The 19761-nt window shown below is 63.8% G+C and carries 20 protein-coding genes and 1 riboswitch; of the genes, 11 read left to right on the top strand and 9 right to left on the bottom strand.

What is annotated here, in order from left to right; translation table 11 throughout:
* Positions 1-7: 7 nt before the first annotated feature.
* From atpG to Q1L59_RS04540, 3 genes are all read left to right on the top strand, one after another.
* Complete coding sequence (atpG, locus tag Q1L59_RS04550; protein ID WP_300328659.1) at positions 8-871, top strand: F0F1 ATP synthase subunit gamma; 864 nt, start codon at positions 8-10, stop codon at positions 869-871.
* A 37-nt stretch (positions 872-908) separates the two neighbouring features.
* A complete protein-coding gene (atpD, locus tag Q1L59_RS04545) occupies positions 909-2309 on the top strand; it encodes a F0F1 ATP synthase subunit beta (protein ID WP_300328656.1) in 1401 nt (466 codons plus the stop codon).
* A gap of 68 nt (positions 2310-2377) precedes the next feature.
* Positions 2378-2803 (top strand): F0F1 ATP synthase subunit epsilon, encoded by a 426-nt coding sequence (locus tag Q1L59_RS04540; RefSeq protein WP_300328653.1) that lies wholly within the window; start codon positions 2378-2380, stop codon positions 2801-2803.
* Between the two features lie 49 nt (positions 2804-2852).
* On the opposite strand, the gene Q1L59_RS04535 is transcribed toward Q1L59_RS04540, so the two are convergent.
* The 6 genes from Q1L59_RS04535 to Q1L59_RS04510 all read right to left on the bottom strand — a co-directional run bounded on the left by Q1L59_RS04535 (position 2853) and on the right by Q1L59_RS04510 (position 10766).
* Positions 2853-3461, bottom strand: a complete 609-nt coding sequence (locus Q1L59_RS04535; protein ID WP_300328651.1) for a hypothetical protein — start codon at positions 3459-3461, stop codon at positions 2853-2855.
* A complete protein-coding gene (gene ubiE, locus Q1L59_RS04530) occupies positions 3445-4185 on the bottom strand; it encodes a bifunctional demethylmenaquinone methyltransferase/2-methoxy-6-polyprenyl-1,4-benzoquinol methylase UbiE (protein ID WP_300328648.1) in 741 nt (246 codons plus the stop codon). The genes Q1L59_RS04535 and ubiE overlap by 17 nt, the downstream gene beginning before the upstream one ends.
* Before the next feature lie 22 nt (positions 4186-4207).
* Positions 4208-4633, bottom strand: a complete 426-nt coding sequence (locus Q1L59_RS04525) for a DUF971 domain-containing protein (RefSeq protein ID WP_300328645.1) — start codon at positions 4631-4633, stop codon at positions 4208-4210.
* A gap of 51 nt (positions 4634-4684) precedes the next feature.
* Positions 4685-6262: a hypothetical protein gene (locus Q1L59_RS04520; protein ID WP_300328642.1), complete on the bottom strand. Its 1578-nt coding sequence runs from the start codon at positions 6260-6262 to the stop codon at positions 4685-4687.
* Between the two features lie 48 nt (positions 6263-6310).
* Entirely contained in the window at positions 6311-6757 is a 447-nt protein-coding gene (locus tag Q1L59_RS04515) for an HIT family protein (protein ID WP_300328639.1), read from the bottom strand.
* Between the two features lie 130 nt (positions 6758-6887).
* Positions 6888-10766: a DUF3683 domain-containing protein gene (locus Q1L59_RS04510; RefSeq protein ID WP_300328635.1), complete on the bottom strand. Its 3879-nt coding sequence runs from the start codon at positions 10764-10766 to the stop codon at positions 6888-6890.
* Positions 10767-11027: 261 nt separating this feature from the next.
* On the opposite strand from Q1L59_RS04510, the gene Q1L59_RS04505 reads away from it, so the two are divergent.
* The 8 genes from Q1L59_RS04505 to Q1L59_RS04470 all read left to right on the top strand — a co-directional run bounded on the left by Q1L59_RS04505 (position 11028) and on the right by Q1L59_RS04470 (position 18595).
* A complete protein-coding gene (locus tag Q1L59_RS04505; RefSeq protein ID WP_300328632.1) occupies positions 11028-12182 on the top strand; it encodes an FAD:protein FMN transferase in 1155 nt (384 codons plus the stop codon).
* Positions 12183-12260: 78 nt separating this feature from the next.
* Complete coding sequence (locus Q1L59_RS04500; protein WP_300328629.1) at positions 12261-12650, top strand: PTS fructose transporter subunit IIA; 390 nt, start codon at positions 12261-12263, stop codon at positions 12648-12650.
* Between the two features lie 25 nt (positions 12651-12675).
* Positions 12676-12945 (top strand): HPr family phosphocarrier protein, encoded by a 270-nt coding sequence (locus Q1L59_RS04495; protein ID WP_300328627.1) that lies wholly within the window; start codon positions 12676-12678, stop codon positions 12943-12945.
* 6 nt (positions 12946-12951) lie between these two features.
* Positions 12952-14700: a phosphoenolpyruvate--protein phosphotransferase gene (gene ptsP / locus Q1L59_RS04490; RefSeq protein ID WP_300328624.1), complete on the top strand. Its 1749-nt coding sequence runs from the start codon at positions 12952-12954 to the stop codon at positions 14698-14700.
* 26 nt (positions 14701-14726) lie between these two features.
* Positions 14727-14805: riboswitch (SAM riboswitch) on the top strand.
* Between the two features lie 64 nt (positions 14806-14869).
* Positions 14870-15997, top strand: coding sequence for a homoserine O-acetyltransferase (locus Q1L59_RS04485; RefSeq protein ID WP_300328622.1), 1128 nt, complete (start codon positions 14870-14872; stop codon positions 15995-15997).
* The gene (gene metW, locus Q1L59_RS04480) at positions 15994-16617 is read left to right on the top strand and encodes a methionine biosynthesis protein MetW (protein WP_300328619.1); all 624 of its coding nucleotides are present in this window, start codon (positions 15994-15996) and stop codon (positions 16615-16617) included. Before Q1L59_RS04485 ends, metW begins: the two co-directional genes overlap by 4 nt.
* On the top strand, positions 16617-17876 hold the full coding sequence (locus Q1L59_RS04475; protein WP_300328617.1) for an AmpG family muropeptide MFS transporter: 1260 nt from the start codon (positions 16617-16619) through the stop codon (positions 17874-17876). The genes metW and Q1L59_RS04475 overlap by 1 nt, the downstream gene beginning before the upstream one ends.
* On the top strand, positions 17843-18595 hold the full coding sequence (locus Q1L59_RS04470) for a uracil-DNA glycosylase family protein (RefSeq protein WP_300328614.1): 753 nt from the start codon (positions 17843-17845) through the stop codon (positions 18593-18595). The genes Q1L59_RS04475 and Q1L59_RS04470 overlap by 34 nt, the downstream gene beginning before the upstream one ends.
* A 116-nt stretch (positions 18596-18711) precedes the next feature.
* On the opposite strand, the gene Q1L59_RS04465 is transcribed toward Q1L59_RS04470, so the two are convergent.
* From Q1L59_RS04465 to Q1L59_RS04455, 3 genes are read right to left on the bottom strand one after another with little or no spacing between them, the layout of a single operon-like run.
* A complete protein-coding gene (locus Q1L59_RS04465; protein WP_300328611.1) occupies positions 18712-19014 on the bottom strand; it encodes a YqjK-like family protein in 303 nt (100 codons plus the stop codon).
* Positions 18995-19408, bottom strand: a complete 414-nt coding sequence (locus Q1L59_RS04460; RefSeq protein ID WP_300328608.1) for a phage holin family protein — start codon at positions 19406-19408, stop codon at positions 18995-18997. Before Q1L59_RS04460 ends, Q1L59_RS04465 begins: the two co-directional genes overlap by 20 nt.
* Positions 19409-19421: 13 nt before the next feature.
* A complete protein-coding gene (locus Q1L59_RS04455; RefSeq protein ID WP_300328605.1) occupies positions 19422-19742 on the bottom strand; it encodes a DUF883 family protein in 321 nt (106 codons plus the stop codon).
* Between the last annotated feature and the right edge of the window lie 19 nt (positions 19743-19761).

The following is a 19761-nucleotide window of genomic DNA, read 5'->3' as shown; positions in this document are numbered from 1 at the left end:
GATTGCCATGCCTAGCGGCAAGGAAATCCGCAACAAGATCAAGAGCGTCGAGAGTACGCGCAAGATCACCAAGGCGATGGAAATGGTCGCCGCCTCGAAAATGCGCAAGGCGCAGGATCGCATGCGAGCGGCCCGACCCTACGGCGAAAAGATCCGGCAGGTAGCCGGAAATCTGTCGCACGCCCTGACCGACTACCGTCACCCCTTCCTTACCGTCCGCCCGGTGATCAAGACGGTCGGCTTGATCACGGTGACCTCCGACAAGGGCCTGTGCGGTGGCCTGAACACCAACGTGCTGCGCTTGGCGCTGGCCAAGATGCGCGAGTGGGACGCCGAAGGCAAGAAGCTCAATGTAACGGCGATCGGCAACAAAGGTTTGGGCTTCATGCAGCGAGCGGGTGCCAACGTCGTTTCGCATCTGGTCGGTCTGGGCGATACGCCGCACCTCGAAAAGCTGATCGGACCGGTCAAGGTACAGCTCGACGCCTATGTGCGCGGCGAGATCGATGTCCTCTACATGGCGTTCACGCGGTTCATCAATACGATGAAGCAGGAGCCGACGCTCTACCAGGTCTTGCCCCTGTCGGGCGACCTGGTCGGCGGCGAAGGCAACCGCTGGGACTACCTTTACGAGCCCGACGCGCAGGCCGTCATTGACGATCTTCTGGTGCGTTATGTCGAAGCGATGATCTACCAGGCGGTGGCTGAAAACATGGCGTCCGAGCAAAGTGCGCGCATGGTGGCGATGAAATCGGCCTCGGACAACGCGAAGAACGTGATCAGCGAACTCAAGCTGGTGTACAACAAGGCGCGCCAGGCATCGATCACGAAAGAGCTTTCGGAAATCGTCGGCGGCGCAGCGGCGGTCTGACCACGGCATAGTTAGTTCATAAATTAGGGGTACGACGATGAGTCAAGGAAACATTGTTCAATGTATCGGCGCTGTGGTGGATATCCAGTTCCCGCGTGACGCAATGCCCCGCATCTACGACGCGCTTCTGCTCGACAAGGCAGAGGAGTCGGAGATGTGCGAGGCCGACCTGATGTTCGAAGTGCAGCAGCAATTGGGCGATGGCATCGTGCGCACGATCGCCATGGGCTCGTCCGATGGTCTGCGCCGCGGGATGAAAGTGAATAACACGGGTGCGGGTATTTCGGTCCCGGTCGGCAATGCGACGATCGGCCGCATCATGAACGTTCTCGGGCGGCCGATTGACGAAGCCGGCCCGATTGCGACCGAAGAACGGCGCGAAATCCACCAGTTGGCGCCAAAGTTCGACGAATTGTCGCCTTCGGTCGACTTGCTCGAGACCGGGATCAAGGTCATCGACCTGGTTTGCCCGTTTGCCAAGGGCGGCAAGGTGGGCCTGTTCGGTGGTGCCGGGGTGGGCAAGACGGTCAACATGATGGAGTTGATCAACAACATCGCCAAGCAGCACTCGGGCCTCTCGGTGTTCGCCGGCGTCGGCGAGCGGACTCGCGAGGGCAACGACTTCTACCACGAGATGAAGGAGTCGAACGTTCTCGACAAGGTGGCGATGGTCTTTGGGCAGATGAACGAGCCGCCCGGCAACCGGTTGCGCGTTGCCTTGACCGGACTCACGATGGCTGAGCGTTTCCGTGACGACGGCCGCGACATCCTCTTCTTTGTCGACAACATCTACCGCTACACGCTGGCCGGTACCGAAGTTTCCGCGCTGCTCGGCCGGATGCCATCGGCCGTTGGTTACCAGCCAACGCTCGCCGAGGAAATGGGCCGCTTGCAGGAGCGCATCACCTCGACCAAGGTGGGCTCGATCACTTCAATTCAGGCGGTCTATGTCCCGGCTGACGACCTTACCGACCCCTCTCCGGCAACGACCTTCCTGCACCTCGACTCGACCGTCGTTCTGTCGCGCGATATTGCCTCGCTTGGCATCTACCCGGCAGTCGATCCGCTTGACTCGACCTCGCGCCAGCTCGACCCGCAGATCGTCGGCGAAGAGCACTATACGGTCGCTCGCGCGGTGCAGATGACCTTGCAGAAGTACAAGGAGTTGCGCGACATCATCGCCATTCTGGGGATGGACGAATTGTCGCCGGAAGACAAGCTGGCCGTTTATCGGGCGCGCAAGATCCAGCGTTTCCTCTCGCAGCCCTTCAACGTCGCCGAAGTGTTTACCGGATCGCCGGGCAAGTACGTTCCGCTCAAGGACACGATCAAGGGCTTCAAGATGATCGTCGATGGCGAGTGCGACAGCATTCCCGAGCAGGCGTTCTACATGGTCGGCGGAATCGAGGAAGTCTTCGAGAAGGCCAAGAAGCTCTAAACCGGCATCCGTGATTGTCGGCGCCGCACCTCGCATGGTGCGGCGCCGATGCAACAAGGAAAAATACCATGTCAATCAGAGTACATGTTGACGTCGTGAGCGCCGAGGAACTGATTTTTTCCGGGCAGACCGATTTCGCCGTTTTCCCTGGCGAAGCGGGCGAACTCGGGATCTATCCGCGGCACACGCCGCTCCTGACACGGATCAAGCCGGGCACAGTTCGTCTCAAGGTGCCTGATCGCGACGAGTACGAGCTGGTTTATGTTTCCGGCGGTATGCTCGAAGTGCAACCGGCGCTGATCACCGTGCTCGCCGATACGGCGATTCGCGCGCATGATCTTGACGAAGCCAAAGCGACGGAAGCCAAGAAGCGGGCTGAGGAAGCGCTGCGCGATCGCGCGGCGGACATCGATCTGGCGACCGCGGAAGCCGAACTGGCGCAGGCGGTGGCACAACTGCAGGCGATCAAGAAGCTGCGCACGCGGCACCAGTAGGAATCTCGGGGCTGGAATCGCCCCGGCAGCGCAAACCGCCGCGCGCGCTTCAGTAAGCTGGTCTGGCCGATTCGACGCGCTGCAGCCTGCTTTCAAGGCGCCGGCAGTCGTCGGCCAGAGCGTCTACACTCACGCAAAAGCGCTCTACCTCCCGGCGTGTCGCGAGCACGCCGCTTTCCTCGCTGAGATACTCGCCAAGGCTGCTTAGCGAGCGCTGCCTCGCATTCGCCTGCCATTGGCCGAGCGCTCCGATGATTTGCGCCGTGCGCCGGCCGACGATATCGCCAAATAGCAGAGAGAGATCGGACTCGACGTCCCAGCGCAGGTGGCGCATGACGAAGTTCAGCGTCTCCGCCAGGTCGGCGGGGCCGGCGATCTGCGCGCTGGCGAGCAGCGCGGCGCGATCGGTCAGCCAACGGACTGGCGCGTCATCCGGCAGCGTCAGCGTCACGGTGGCTGGCGACAGTGGATCGGCCAGGCCGGCGGCGAGCAAGCCGTCGGCACCGATCGTCACCGCCAGCGAGACGCTGCCAAAGCCGATCGCTACGCTTTGTCCGGCGAAGCGGGCGAGGCGGCTTGTTGCCCAGTCCTCGCTCGCCAGCACATGGTTGGCGAAGGCGAGCAAAGCCCGGAGCAGCATTTCAGAAGCGGAAGCCACGGTGCAAAGCAACGACGCCCATGGCGAGATTGAAGTACTCGACCGACTCGAGGCCGGCTTCTTCCATCAATCGTTTCAGCGTTTCCTGATCGGGATGGACGCGAATCGACTCGGCCAGGTAGCGATAGCTCTCCTCGTCATCGGTGACGAGTTTGCCCAGACGGGGAATCAGCTTGAACGAGTAGTAGTCGTAGGCGGGCGCCAGCGGCGCCCAGACCTGTGAAAACTCGAGCACCAGCAGGCGCCCGCCGGGACGCAGGACGCGCCGCATCTCGCTCAGCGCAAGCTCCTTGTGCGTCATGTTGCGCAGGCCAAAAGCGACCGTCACGCAGTCAAAGTATTCGTTCGGAAAAGGTAGCTTCTCGGCGTCACACTGGGCGACCGGCACGATATAGCCGCGGTCGCAAAGCCGGTCGCGGCCGCGCGTGAGCATCGCGTTGTTGATGTCGGTCAGCCAGGCTTGACCCTCGCGGCCAACCCGCCGGGCAAAGGCGAGCGCAAGGTCGCCGGTTCCGCCGGCCACATCGAGCACCCGCCAGCCGGCCCGCACGCCGCTCTTGGCAATGGCAAAGGCCTTCCACACGCGGTGCAGGCCGCCCGACATGAGATCGTTCATCAGGTCGTAGCGCTGAGCCACCGAATCAAAGACGTCGGCAACGCGCTGCGCCTTCTCCTCCTCGGCAACCTGCTGAAATCCGAAGTGTGTCGTGTTGCTCCCGCTCATGCGCCCGCCTCGTCGCAAGTGCTCAATGCTTGCCGCACCCGGCGTGCTGCGATGGGCGTGCTGCTGTCTCGGGCAGTGCGTCACGGCTGGCTCCCGCCCGCTGCAAGCGCTCGAGGTAGGCTTGCCAGAGCTTGTCGCGCTGCTTCCCCAAGCCGTAAAGCAGATCCCAGGAGTACAGACCGCTGTCGTGGCCATCCGAGAAGACCGGGCGGATCGCGTAGTTGCCGACGGTTTCCAGGCGTTCAATGAAGACTTCGCGCTTGCCGACCTGCAGCACCTCTTGCCCGGGCGCATGCCCGCGCGCTTCGGCAGACGGCGTGAACACGCGCAAGAACTCGTGCGTCAACTCGAAATGCGCGCCGTCCTCGAAGCTCAATTCAAGGAGGCGCGATTTTTGCCGGAGTTTGATTTCGGTCGGATACGGTGTCGTCTCGTCTAGGCCAGCCATGAACGTCCCCAAGCAGCGGTCGATCCGCCACTATAGCGCAAATGGACGCGTTCAGACGATCAGGAAGGTGACGCGGTCGAAGTCGGCTCCATCGCCGACCAGGCGCAACATCTTGACCCGCCAACTGCCGTTGACATAAACCTCGACCAAGCGTTCGGGAGAATACCAGCCTTTGGGAAGGATCAGCGTTCGGTCGACGCCGACGGTCGGCACGGACGGCAGAACAAAGGCGCGGCTGTAGGGATTTTCCTGTCCCGAGACGTGGGGTAGAAGGCGGGCGGCGATGGCTTCCGGCTTGCCCGGCATCGTCGCGATGCCTGCGGTCAGCCCCCCCTCTTCCTCCTGCATGACCCAGACAACGTGGGCGAGCAGGTACATGTTGCTTTCCGGCGGGCTGACTGCCAGCAACTGGCCGGCTTCGATTCGTCTGCCCGCGCTCGAGCGTAACAGGCGGTAGCCGTTGGCGCACTGGTCGAGGACATCCCAGCGGTCGATGGCGAAACCGATCTGGGCATGATGGTTGGCGGAAAACTGTTGCCCCGGGTCAAGCTGGTGGCGGAAAGCGAAGAGCGCTTCGAATTCCTTGCGAGAATAGACGCTGGCGCTCTCCGGCTGAGCGAAACCCTTGCCCGAGAGACAGTAATGTATTCCGGCAAAACCGGTACATACCTTGGTCGCGCCGGAGGCCTTTTGTCGCCGGTATTTGCGCGGAACCTGCATCAACAGCCAGAAGCGCGATAGACGCTTGAGCAGGCGATGGCATTCGACGGCCGTGCAGTCGTCGCCGAGAGCGAGTTGAACCGGGGTGATCCCTTTGCGCAACTGCGATCGCAGTTCATTGATCTGGACGATCAGGCGCGAGGTGTCGAGGCGACGTGCGTTTTCCAGCCGGCCGTCCTCGCTGGGCACCTGCAGGCTGCAATCCTGCATTAGATCGACGACAAAGTGCATCGGTGGTTGTCGCGAATCAATCGGATGCAATTCAGCCAATGCCGACCAGTTGTTTGCCCAGCGCCGGATCAGGTTCACTTCGGCGAAGGAGAGAACCTGTGGGTGGGCAACGTCGAGCAGGAGCACGCTGACATAGGCGGCCGTACAGTGCGTGCTGCGTCCCAGAGGATCGAGTGCATCCGGCACCGGGAGGCTGGCAACGTTCCATTCCTCAGCACTGGCGTAGTAGCCGTGCAGGTCCAGCCAAAGCCCGGCCGCCACCTGCCGGCGGGCGCGATGATGTTCGATGATTGCCATTCCGGTGTAGTAGATACATCGGTGCAGGATCAGCGCCAGCTTCGCCTGGTAAGCCTCGCTATCGTCGGGCGTGAACAACTGCGCGCAGTGCGCGTAGGAATGCGTTACCTTTCGCCAGGTCGCAACCACCTGATGAAACGCTTTTTCCTCGGCTTCGCCGAGCGGCAGCGCACGGTCTGCGAAGCGCCTGGCCAGCGCGTCTTCGATGAAACAGAGCGAGATTCTCGTCTGCTCCAGCAACTGCAGGTAGACCTCGGCCGTCGGCGGGGCATGCAGCAGGCTATCGAGGAACTGCCCGATATCACGTTCAGCCTGTTCGGAGTTGGCGAGTGGCAGGCGGGAAAGGATTCGGTAGCCGGTATCCAGGTCAGGAATTCTCATCGTTACTACGCTCTTGGCTAGGGCTGCGCACATTTCTCGCTCGCCTGGTTATGATGTTCCGCTGCGCTGCACGTGGCGCAGCGCGCTGATGATCTGTTCGCCGATTTCACGCCCATCGACCGGCTTCCGCTTTGGCGCGACGATGCGCTGGACGCTGCCCCAAATGGGATTGGGGAAGTGTCTGTCGTCGCACCAACGGGGAATGACGTGCCAATGCAGATGTGGCGTCAGATTTCCCAGGCTGGCGAGATTGATCTTGTCGGGCTGGCAAAGGTGGCGAACGGCGGTTTCCACGGCGCACACGACGTTCATCAACTGGCCCCTCTCTGCCGGATGCAAGTCGCTCATTTCGCGCACGTGCCGCTGCAGGATGACGCGGCAGAAACCCGGGTAGTCGGCTTCTTCGACCGTCACGACGCGGCAAAGTGCACTTTCCCAGACGACCTCACCGCCGGGACAATTGCACAACTCGCAAGTCTCAACTTTGTGCTGCATGATTCCTCGACTCCTGCTGACCATCTGTTGCCCGGCGATGACGCGCCTTGTTGGGTCAGAAGATAGCCTGCCGGTCAGGCACGGGCGAGGAACTAGATCACAAAGCGGCGACTCGCGGGTTCCGCACGGCCTAAAGCAGCACTCGTTCGATTCCGCCGCTGTTGGCCTGCCTGACGTAGCTCATCAACCAATCGGCGCCGAGCAGGCGGCGGGCCATCTCGACGACCAGGTAGTCGGCCTCGGTGTCGGTGTCCTGGTTGAAGCGCGACAGGCCCTGCAGACACGAAGGGCACGAGGTAAGCAGCTTGATCTTACCCGAGAAGCCGTCTCCGCGCAGTTTTCCAGCACCCTTTTCGATCTCCTCCTGTTTGCGGAAGCGAACCTGGGTTGACACGTCGGGACGGGTGACCGAGAGTGTGCCGGACTCTCCGCAGCAGCGCTCACAAAGGCTTACCGGCGGCCCAGCGAGCAAGGCATTGGCCACCTTGATTCCGGGCTGGGTGCGCATTGGGACGTGGCACGGGTCGTGGTACAGATAGCGGACCTCGTCGATCGCCGGCAGCTTGACACCTTTCTCCAGCAGATACTCGTGGATGTCGAGCAGGCGGCAGCCGGGGAAGATCTTCTCGAAGTGGTATTTCTCAAGCTGGTCCATGCACGTTCCGCAGGAGACGATGACGGTCCGGATGTCGAGGTAGTTCAGCGTGTTGGCGACGCGGTGGAAGAGCACCCGGTTGTCGGTGGTGATCGTCTGCCCCTGGTTGGCCTCGCCGGCCGCCGTTTGCGGGTAGCCGCAACACAGATAGCCCGGCGGCAATACGGTCTGCACGCCGATCGAATAGAGCATCGCCTGGCTGGCCAGGGCGACCTGCGAGAAGAGGCGCTCGGAGCCGCAGCCGGGAAAATAGAAGACCGCCTCGCCGTCGTAATCCGGCGCGCTTGCTTTCAGTGGGTCGCGGATGACGGCGACCGTCTTCTCGTCTTCGATATCGAGCAGTGCGCGTGCGGTGCGCGCGACCAGTCGCCCGGGCAGCGGCTTGTTGATGAAATGGATCACCTGGCTGCGCAGGGCGGGTGGACCGACCGTCGACGGGGGCTGGCGGGTTTGACGCTGGACCAGATGCAGCGACCGGGCCAGCCGGCTTGCCTGGCGCTGGATGCGGTAACCCAGTCCGATCATCAGGCGGCGGACCAGCCTGATCGTCGCCGGGTCCTTCATCGTCAGAAACGCCATCGCGGCGGCTTTCGCCGGAACGAAGCGTTTCTTCCCCTGCTCGCGCAGCAGGTTGCGCATGTGCACCGAAACGCTGCCGAAATCGATATCGACCGGGCAGGGGGTCAGGCACTTGTGGCAGATCGTGCAGTGATCGGCGACATCGCCGAACTCTTCGAAATGGCGCAGCGATACGCCACGCCGCGTCTGCTCCTCGTAGAGGAAGGCTTCGATCAGCAGCGAAGTGGCAAGAATCTTGTTGCGCGGCGAGTAAAGCAGATTGGCCCGCGGAACGTGCGTCGAGCAGACCGGCTTGCACTTGCCGCAGCGTAGGCAGTCCTTGACCAGGGCGGAAATGTTGCCGATTTCCGATTGCTCCATGATCAGCGATTCGGTACCGAGGAGCGAAAACGACGGTGTGTAGGCCGACGTCAGGTCGGCGCCGGGCAGCAGCTTGCCCTGGTTGAAGTGACCGTGCGGATCGACCTGCGTCTTGTACGCGCGGAAGGCCTCGATCGCTTCGTGGCTGAGGAACTCGAGCTTCGTGATGCCGATGCCGTGCTCGCCGGAGACCACGCCGTCGAGCGCGCTGGCCAGCCGCATGATGCGCTCGACGACGCCGTAGGCGGTTTGCAGCATCTGGTAGTCGTCCGAGTTCACCGGAATGTTGGTGTGCACGTTGCCGTCGCCGGCGTGCATGTGCAAGGCAACGAAAAGGCGCCGGCGCAGGACCTCGTGGTGGATCGCCGCGATCCGCTGGAGCACCGGCTGATAGACCAGGCCGTCGAAAATGTCGGCCAGTTGTTCCTTGAGCTCGCTCTTCCACGATGCACGCACCGAATAATCCTGCAACCGGTGGAAGAGCGTCGGCTGCTCGGCCCGGTTGCGCAGTGGCCCGGCGCGCACGCCGAGCGACGCAAACCGGGGTTCAGCCTCGCTCAGCGGCAGATCCAGGTGGCTCAGCAGCCACGACCAGCGCCGGCTCACGCTCGCCAGCAGTTCGAGCGCTGCCGTGCGTCGGTCGCCGATCAGCACCTCCTTGTCGAGGTCGGCGTCACCCCGGTTGAGCGGCAGGTCGCCGGCCAGAAACTGGCGCAGAGCGGCACACAGGTCGAGCTTGTTGCGCAACGAAAGCTCGATGTTGATCCGCTCGATCCCGTCGCAGTACTCTCCCATACGCGGCAGCGGGATGACGACGTCCTCGTTCAGCTTGAAGGCGTTGGTATGGCGCGAGATGGCCGCCGTGCGCGAGCGATCGAGCCAGAACTTCCGGCGCGTTTCCGCATCGACCGCGATGAAGCCTTCGGCAGCGCGCAGGTTGCCCATGCGCACCACGGCCGACGCCGCCTGCATGACCGCATCCTCGTCGTTAGCGACCAGATCGCCGATGAGCACCATTTTCGGTCGTCCGGCCGTCTCCGCCCGGCGCTTCGCTTTCGTCGCGTAGCCGATGGCGCGCAGATAGCGCTCGTCGAGATGCTCCAGCCCGGCCAGTTGGACGCCGGCAAGCCGGCCGGGAGCGCCGGCCTTGAAGTAGTCGGTGATCTCGACGATGGCCGGCACCGCTTCACGCACCTGTCCGAAAAATTCCAGACAGACCGTGCGCGTATGCGCCGGCATCTGATGCAGGATCCAGCGCGCAGCGACGATCAGGCCGTCCGTTCCCTCCTTCTGGACACCCGGCAAGCCGGCCAGAAACTTGTCCGTCACGTCCTTGCCGAGGCCTGCCTTGCGGAAGGTATGACCGGGAATCGCCAGGATCTCGGGCGGTCGGTACAAGGTCTTGCCATCCTTGCGCCAGCGCCGGATTTCGAAACGCGCGATAGCCTGTTCGTGAATCCTGCCGAAGTTGTGATCAAGGCGGGTGACTTCCATTTCGTGCCCGCTCGGGTCGACCATCTTCCACCAGGCGAGGTTGTCAAGCGCCGTACCCCAGAGCACCGCTTTCTTGCCGCCGGCGTTCATCGCGATATTGCCGCCAATGCACGAGGCTTCTGCCGACGTGGGGTCGACCGCGAAAACGCGTCCGGCGCTTGCCGCGGCCTCGGCTACGCGCGCGGTTACGACGCCGGCGCCGGTTCTGATCGTCGCCCAGGGGCGCGCGCAACCGGGCAGCACGACTTCCTCGACCGGGCCGAGGTTGATCAGCTTCTCGGTATTGATCACGGCGGCGAGCGGCGTCAGCGGAATCGCCCCGCCCGTGTAGCCGGTACCGCCGCCGCGCGGAATGATCGTCAGACCCAGTTCGATGCATCCGCGCACGAGCGGCGCGAGCTCCGCTTCATCGTCGGGGTAGAGAACGACGAAGGGGTATTCGATCCGCCAGTCGGTCGCATCGGTGACGTGGCTGACGCGCGCCAGTCCGTCGAAAGCAATGTTGTCGCGCCGCGTATGGCGGCTTAGCGTTCGCCTGACCCGATTGCGCAACGCGGCCGTCTTGCCGAAGTGTTCGGTGAAGGAATCAACCGCCGCGCTGGCGGCGAGCAGGAGTTCGCTTACCTTGTCGTTGCCCTGGCGACGCTTCTCGATCTCGCGCAAGCGGTGGCGCAAGGCGTCGACCAGCGCCAAGCGCCGCTCACGGTTGGCCAGCAGGTCGTCTTCGAGATAGGGGTTGCGCTGTACCGCCCAGATGTCGCCCAACACCTCGTAGAGCATACGCGCCGAGCGACCGGTGACGCGCTCGGCGCGCAACTGTTCGAGCAAGTCCCACTTGTCCTTGCCGAGCAATCGAATGACGATCTCCCGATCAGAAAGCGAAGTATAGTTGTAGGGGATCTCGCGCAGCCGTGCTTGCATCGCAGCTCTCCGTCGCCGGAAAAAGGCGAATTCTACTCGCTGCGCAGGTGCGCGGCTGGGCGCTGCGCCGACGGCCCGCGCTTTGCTCGCTACCTCGCGCTTCCGGCTGTCGGAAATCTTTACACCGTCGGCTCGTTGGCGCCGGCGTACCGGGCGCCGCAGATCGCCAGGTATCCGGCTTTCAATCGTTTGCTCGGCCATGGCATGCTTGCTGCTTGGGCGATGACTCTCACCGAAACAGTGCCCCGATCGTTCGCTCCGATGCCGACCCGTGATTGCCCAGCGCGATCAGCCATCGACCAGTGCGCCGCCGCAGCGCCGGCTGCCTGGCTGCCGCACGCGCCCTGCAGGCGCGCCTCGGGCGTACTCGGCGGCGCCCTGGCCTGGCTGATCGTCGTCGTTTGCGGCGTCCTCGTCGGGTGCAGCCGGGCGCCACTGCAGCAGCAGGAAGCCTTTGTTTTTGGCACGCGCGTCGAAGTCCTGATTGCCGGCCTGAGCGAGGCCGAAGCACGCCCGGCGGCGGCGGCTGTCCTGCGCGAATTCGATCGCCTGCATCGGGTCTACCACGCCTGGCAGCCCTCCGAACTGAGCGCGTTGAACGCGGCGCTTGCCGCTGGGCAGCGCCAGCCGATCAGCCCGGAGATGGCTGCCGTCCTGGCCGACGCCCGGCGCCTGGCGCAAGCCGGCGACTGGCTGTTCGATCCGGGGATAGGGCGGCTGGTCGAGCTTTGGGGCTTTCACGCCGACGAACTGCCGGTAGCACTCCCCGCGCCGGCGGCCGTGGCGGCCTGGCGGGCAGCGCGGCCTAGCCTTGCCGACCTGGAGATCGTGAGTGGGGCGGGTGGTCAGCAGGCGAGCAGCAGCAAGCGCGCGCTGGCGATCGATCTGGGCGGCTACCTGAAGGGCTTTGCCCTCGACCGTGCGGCCGCGATCCTCAAGGCGCACGGCGTGCGGCATGCGCTGATCAACATCGGCGGCAACGTGCTGGCGCTCGGCAGCAAGAACGGCGAACGTTGGCGCGTCGGCCTGCAGCATCCGCGGCGACCGGGTGCGCTGGCGACGATCGCGTTGGACGATGGCGAGGCGGTGGGGACTTCGGGTGACTATCAGCGCTACTTCGAGGTCGACGGCCGGCGCTACAGTCATCTGCTCGATCCCCGTAGCGGTGAGCCGGTGAGGCATACACAGGCGCTCTGCGTGCTGATCACCGCGCGCCGCGCCGCCGGCACCTTGTCCGATGTCGCCTCGAAACCGCTCTTCATTGTCGGCTCTGAGTGGCCGGAACTGGCGCGGCGACTTGCCGTCGAGCACGTTCTGCGGGTCGATTCCCGGGGTGCCGTTGAGCTCAGTGCGGCCATGCAACAACGGCTCAGTTTTGTCGGTGGCCCGCCGGCGGAACTGGCCGTCGTCCGCTGATCTGCTGACAGCCTCAGCAGTGCTGCCGAGCAGGCGGGAATCACTTAGAATGACGGGCTATCGCGATGGGTGGGAGTGATGATTGGCATACTACTGATTACGCATGGGTCATTCGGCGAAAGCCTGATCCAGAACGTCTGTCATGTCCTCAACAAGCGGCCGCCGCTGATCGCACAGCTTGGCGTCGCGGCACAGGATGACCCGCTCGACATGCTGCCCTTGGCGCGCACGTTGATGAAAGAGGTCGATGGGGGAGAAGGCGTTCTGCTGATGACCGACGTTTTTGGTGCCACGCCTGCCAATCTGGCGCTGAAGCTGCTTGAACCCGGGCATGTCGAAGGCGTTTCCGGGGTCAACCTGCCGATGCTGTTACGCGCGCTCACCTACCGCGAGAAGGGGATGGAAACCATGCTGCAGAAGGCCGTCAGCGGCGCTCGGGATGGCGTCGTCAAGCTGCCGGTCGGATGACGAAAGATAAGAAAAGGAGTGTTCGATGGTACGAGCGGAAACCGCAATCATCAACAAGCTCGGTCTGCACGCGCGCGCTTCGGCGAAGCTGACTCAACTGGCCGGCCGCTTCAGCAGCGAGGTGTGGATGGAGAAGGGGGCGCGGCGAATCAACGCGAAGAGCATCATGGGGGTGATGATGTTGGCCGCCGGCAAGGGGTCAACGGTCGTCGTCGAGACCGACGGCGCTGACGAGCAGGCGGCGAACGACGCGATCCTTGAACTGATCGCGGCTCGGTTCGGCGAGGCGGAGTAGTCGATCATGAGTTTTACGCTGCATGGGCTGGCGGTTTCCGGCGGAATCGCAATCGGTCGGGCGCACCTGATGTCGCATGCAACGCTCGAAGTGTCGCACCTGGTCATCGCGCCGCGCCTGATCGACAAGGAGGTTGCCCGTTTCGATGCGGCGGTGGCGCGCGTGCGCGAGGAATTCGCCGCGCTCAAGGGGCGAGTCCAGAACACGCCGGCCGAGTTCGGCGCGTTCATCGATCTGCACACGATGATCCTCGCCGATCCGGAACTCGCCGAAACGCCCAAGCAGTTGATTCGCGAGCGGCGGTGCAATGCGGAATGGGCCTTGGTGCAGCAGATGGAGACGCTCGTCGCGCAGTTCGAGCGCTTCGATGACCAGTACCTGCGCGAACGCAGCTACGATGTTCGCCAAGTCGTCGAAAGAGTGATCAAGGAACTCGTCGGTCAACCCGGTCGGATGGCCCTGCGCACCGGCAAGGGCGTCAAGGAAGAGAATCTGATCGTCGTTGCGCACGACCTGTCGCCGGCCGACGTGATCGCTTACAAGGAGCATCGCTTCGCCGCCTTCGTCACCGATGTCGGCGGCGCCACCTCGCACACGGCGATTCTCGCCCGCAGCCTGCGCATTCCGGCCGTGCTCGGGCTGCTCATTGCACGGCAACTGATTCGTGACGATGAAGTCCTCATCGTCGACGGTACGCGCGGGGTGTTGATTGTCAACCCCGATCCGCGTGTGCTCGACGAATATCGCTTGCGCAAGAGTCAGATCGAACTCGAGCGCAGCAAGCTCAGGCGGCTGAAAACGGCGCTATCGTCCACGCTCGACGGCGTCGACATCGATCTGCACGCCAACATCGAACTGCCGGGCGACGTGGCCAACGCGCTCGACGGCGGCGCCGAGGGGATTGGTCTGTTCCGTACCGAGTTCATCTTTCTCGATCGCGGCGACATGCCAACCGAGGAAGAGCAGTTTGAAGCCTACCGCACGGTGGTCAAGGGAATGGCGGGACGGCCGGTGACGATCCGCACCTTCGACCTCGGCTACGACAAGGATCTGCACCCGGAGAAAGTGCAGGGCGACCGCATGCAGAGCAACCCGGCACTCGGCCTGCGCGCGATTCGCCTGTCGCTCGCCGAGCCCAAGATGTTTCACACGCAGTTGCGCGCGATCTTGCGTGCGTCCAAGTACGGCAAGATCAAGTTGCTCATCCCGATGCTCTCGCAGGCGTATGAGATCGACCAGACGCTGCTCGCGATCGAGCGCGCCAAGGCCAGCTTGCGCGCCGAGCGCGTAGGCTTTGACGAAGCGATCGCGGTCGGCGCGATGATCGAGATTCCGGCTGCGGCACTGGCCGTCAACCTCTTTCTGCGCCGCCTGAATTTTCTCTCGATCGGCACGAACGACCTGATCCAATATACGCTGGCGATCGACCGCAGCGACGAGCAGGTGTCGCACCTCTACGACCCGCTGCATCCCGCCGTGCTGATGCTGATTGCGCACACCATCGCCAGCGCCGAGAAGGTCAGCATTCCGGTGTCGATCTGCGGCGAACTGGCTGGCGACCCGAACCTGACGCGCTTGTTGCTCGGCATGGGGCTGCGCCAGTTTTCGATGCACCCGGCACAGATTCTGTCGGTCAAACAGCGGATCATGCAGAGCAATTGCAGCGAGCTGGCGCCGATCGTCCGGCGCATGTTGCGTTACGAGGAACCGGCCAGGATCCGCGAGCAACTGGAGAAATTGAACGCACTGAATTGACTTTTTCGCTGGCTGCGAGTAACTTCCGCGGCCTTGGCGCCGATTTGAACGATCAGCTTGCGGGCGCCCTACAAATACGGCTAAAGCGGGTGGAAAACCCAGTCCGCTGCCTTGGCCGACTGGGTTTTTTTCTTGGATCTTGTCCGTCTTTGCTCGCCCCTCCACAGCAATGCCATCAGAGTCATCAGTCGGTGTCGTAGCGCCGCAACGAGCGCATTTCAGCCTGCCCCTGGCGCTCAAGTCGGGTGCCCGGCTGCCGTGCTTCGACCTCGTTTACGAAACCTACGGGACGCTCAACGCCGAGCGTTCGAACGCGGTTCTCGTTTGCCATGCCCTTTCCGGCAGTCACCACGTAGCCGGCATCTACGCCGACGATGCGGAGAACGTCGGCTGGTGGGACAACCTCGTCGGTCCCGGCAAGCCGCTCGACACGCGCAAGTTCTTCGTCGTCGGGGTCAACAATCTCGGTGGTTGCTACGGTTCGACTGGCCCGCTCTCGGCCAACCCGGAGACCGGCAAGCGCTACGGTGCCGACTTTCCGCTCGTCACTGTCGAGGACTGGGTCGCCGCGCAGGCCAGACTGGCCGATCATCTGGCGATCGAAACCTGGGCGGCGGTAATCGGTGGCAGCCTCGGCGGCATGCAGGCGCTCGCCTGGTCGCTGCAGTTCCCGCAGCGCGTCAGGCATGCAATGGTCATTGCGTCGGCGCCCAAGCTGTCGGCGCAGAACATCGCTTTCAACGAAGTGGCGCGCCAGGCGATCACTTCCGATCCCGATTTCCATGGCGGCAACTACGCCGAGCATGGCGTCGTTCCCAGCCGCGGTTTGCGCTTGGCGCGCATGGTCGGCCACATCACATACCTCTCGGATAGCCAGATGGCCGAGAAGTTTGGCCGCCAACTGCGTCACGGCGAGCACAAGTTCAGCTACGACGTCGATTTCGAGATCGAGTCCTACCTGCGCTACCAGGGCAACAAGTTCGCCAGCTACTTCGACGCCAACACCTACCTGATGACCACCAAGGCGCTCGATTACTTTGATCCCGCCTTTGCCTGCGAGGGCAATCTGGCGGCAGCGCTGGTGCCGGCCAAGGCGAGCTTCTTCGTCGCCAGTTTCTCCACCGACTGGCGCTTCGCGCCGGCGCGCTCGCGCGAAATCGTCTTTGCCCTGCTGCACAACCGGCGGCACGTCGTCTATGCGGAGATCGAGTGCGATGCCGGACACGACTCGTTTCTCCTCGACGACCCGCATTACCACGCACTCGTGCGCGCTTATCTGGAGAACATTGTCGTATGACCGAGTACGAGAGAAAGCTCAAGGCGGAGCAGCGGGAACGCTTCGACTTCGCCGTCATCGCCAACTGGATTCCGCCGGGCGAGCGTGTTCTCGACCTCGGCTGCGGCGACGGCCGGCTGCTGCGCTACCTTGGCGAGACGCGCGATGTCGCCGGCTACGGCGTCGAAATCGATCGTGAAAGCGTTCTCGGCTGCATCCGCAACGGTGTCGACGTCATCCAGATGGACATCGAGTGCGGTCTGTCCGGTTTTGAGGACCAGTCGTTCGACCATGTCATCATTTCGCAGGCGCTGCAGACGATGCACGCCACCGAGCGAATTCTCACCGAGATGCTGCGCGTCGCCGCCGAAGCGGTGGTCAGCTTTCCGAACTTCGCCTATCGTGCCAACCGCCAGGCGATCGCCCAAGGACACATGCCGGTTTCCGAGGACCTGCCGTACGACTGGTTCGATACGCCGAACGTACGCTTCTTCACGATCGTCGATTTCGAGCGCCTGTGCCACCGTCTGGGTATCGAGATTCGTGAGCGTCTGGCGCTCGACGAGTCTGGGCGCACCGTCTTTGACGACCCCAATCTGAACGGCAGTCTCGCCTTCTACCGCCTCGGACGCCCGGTCTGATGCCGGACTGGCTGCGCCTGCTGTTCACCCGGCAGATGCTCATCTGCGTGTTCACCGGCTTCAGCTCGGGTCTGCCGCTCTACCTCGTGCTCAACCTGCTGCCCGCCTGGTTGCGCAGCGAGGGTGTCGATCTGAAGACGATCGGTTTCTTCGCGCTGATCCAGTTTCCTTACACCTGGAAGTTCCTCTGGGCCCCGCTGCTCGATCGCTATCACCTGCCGTTGGGGCGGCGGCGCGGCTGGATGCTGTTGTCGCAAGTCGGTTTGCTGCTGGCGATCGGCTGGCTGGGTGGATTCTCGCCGGGCGCCGATCTGCAGCCGGTCATCTGGCTGTCGGTTATCCTGGCCTTCCTGTCGGCGACGCAGGACATTGCGCTCGACGCGTTCCGGCGCGAGATTCTCAGCGAGCAGGAACTCGGCCTGGGCAACTCGGTGCATGTGAACGCGTACCGGGTCGCCGGGCTCGTTCCCGGATCGCTCTCGCTGATCCTCGCCGACTTGCTGCCGTGGCCGCTGGTTTTCTGGATCACCGCCGCTTTCATGCTGCCGGGAATGGCGATGGTTCTCGTCGTTCCCGAACCGGCAGCACCCGGCGCCCCGAAGACGCTGCGCCAGGCGGTAGTCGAGCCCTTTCAGGAGTTCATCGGGCGCAAGGGCTGGCTCGGCGCCTTGCTGGTGCTCGCTTTCATCTTCCTCTACAAACTCGGCGATTCGTTGGCGACGGCGCTCTCGACGCCGTTTTATCTTGATCTCGGCTACAGCAAGACCGACATCGGCGTGATCGCCAAACACGCGGGCCTCTGGCCGGCGGTCATCGGCGGGCTGCTCGGCGGCCTGTGGATGGTTCGCCTGGGGATCAACCGTGCGCTCTGGCTGTTCGGTTTCGTCCAGATGTTTACCATCCTCGGTTTTGCCTGGCTCGCCTGGCGCGGCGTGCAGCCGGTGATCGACGTTTTCGCTCGGGCGTCCCTGGCGAGCGTGATCGCTGCCGAATACCTGGGCGTTGGCCTCGGTACGGCGGCCTTCACCGCGTTCATCGCGCGGGCGACCAACCCGGCGTTCACGGGGACGCAGTTTGCCCTGTTCACCAGCCTGGCGGCGGTTCCGCGCACCTTCATCAACGCCAGCGCCGGCGCGCTCGTCGAAGAGATGGGCTGGGTCAGCTTCTTCATTCTGTGCTTCACGCTCGCCGCGCCGGGCATGCTTCTGCTGTTCAAGGTGGCCCCATGGAACGAAGCTGCGCCATCGCTGAAAGTCTGAGCGCAGCGGCCCGCGACTTGTCAGCGCGGCTCGCGCAATTGTCCTTTGCGCCGCCGGTCAGCCATGTCTACGATCCGTTGAGCTACGCCTGGCAGGCACACGAGACCTACCTGCGGCGTTATGCGGCGAGCCGTAAACGCGTGATCTTTCTCGGCATGAACCCGGGACCTTTCGGCATGGTGCAAACCGGTGTGCCTTTTGGTGAGGTTGCCGCGGTGCGCGATTGGCTGGGGATCGAGACGGGCGTCGGCAAACCCCTTGCCGAGAACCCCAGGCGACCGGTCGAAGGCTTTGCCTGCCAGCGGTCGGAAGTCAGCGGGCGGCGCCTGTGGGGGCTGTTTCGCGAGCGCTTCGGCAGCCCCGAGGCTTTCTTTGCCGAGCACTTCGTGGCCAACTATTGCCCGCTGGCCTTTTTCGACGGTGGGCGGAACCTGACGCCGGACAAGCTTCCGGCGCGTGAGGCCGAGCCGCTGCACGCCGCCTGCGACGCGCATCTGCAGGCGCTGGCGGCGATCCTGCAGCCGGCCTGGGTGATCGGCGTTGGCGCGTTTGCCGAAGCGCGCGCGCGCGCCGCGCTCAGCGCGACCGGCGTGCGCGTCGGACGCGTGCTGCACCCGAGTCCGGCCAGCCCGCTCGCCAATCAGGGCTGGGCGAGTGCCGCGGCTGGGCAGCTGGCCGCGCTTGGCGTCTGGGGTTCGTCCGGGTGCCCTGCTGGATAACAGGGGCAGGGGCGGTCAGGCCTGGCTCGCGGCCAGCCGGTGCGCGCGGCGCAGCAGGTGGGCGGCGACCTTGACGCTGCCCGACGGGAGGTCGTCGCCGATCGCGGCGGGCTGCTTCAGAGCGCCGCGATCTTCTGCCGCAGCAGGTGCCAGGTGCGCCAGGCGAAGAAGGCGCGTTTGCTCCAGCGCCAGACGCGCTGCGGTCTGAGGACGACGAGAACAGCGACCGTCGCCCCCACCACGTGCGGGTGTTCCTTGAGGTAGCCGGTGGCGTTGCGCAGCCCGGCGACGATGCTGTCGGCCGTTTGCAGGCTGCCGCTGATCGGCTCTACGTCGCGCGACAGTTGCGCGCGCTGCATGCTGATCCGCTCGAGCAGGCGGCCGCGCTCGATCAGCAGCTCAATGCGTTCCTGCCGCACCTTGGCCGCCTTCGCTGTTGATCTGCCGCAGGTCTTCGTCGAGCTCGCCGATGCTTGCCGCGAAGATGGCGCTTGGTTGGTGCAGCTTGTGCCAAAGAAGGAGTGCGGCAGCGCCGCCGAGCACGAAGAAGACTCCAATGAACGAAGCCAGGACGAGCACCCGGTCGTCCCAGAAGACGATGACGCACAGAGCGACCGCGACGATCGTGCCGACCATCAGGCAGAAAGCGACGAGCTGCGAAAGCAGCAGCAGACGGACGGCGCGCAGCTTCTCCTCGCGGATTTCATTGCCGAGAAGTTCGAGGCGCGTGCGCCCGGCCGACAGCAGTGTCGCAACGCCGTTCCGGGTGGCCGAAAGCAGACCTCTGCGCGCATCGCCGGGAGCGTTGCTCATCGCCGGCAGATGCCTAGCGGCGGCCGATGATTACGCCGAGCAGCAGCCCGATGCCGGCCGCAATGCCGACGGCGCGCCATGGGTTCTCGTGCACGTAGTCGTCGGTGGCGCGGGCGGCTGCCTTGGTGCGGTCGACCAGCGCAGCTTCCGCGTCGGCCAGCCGGATCTTGGCATCGCGCAGCCGTTCGCCGATGCGCTCGCGCAAGTCGCCCATCTTCTCACCGGCGACGCCGGCAGTGGCGCGCAGGATTTCCTCGGCATCGGCGACCACGACCTTCATGTCGGAGACAAGCTTTTGTTTGCTGGCGGTGGAAAGTTCAGTAACTTCGGACATGGGTGACCTCGTAGAGAGA

Source organism: Accumulibacter sp. (assembly GCF_029255125.1).
Taxonomy (GTDB): domain Bacteria; phylum Pseudomonadota; class Gammaproteobacteria; order Burkholderiales; family Rhodocyclaceae; genus Accumulibacter.
Note: the sequence above shows the minus strand (reverse complement) of the source record. Positions and strands in the feature narration are given on the sequence as shown.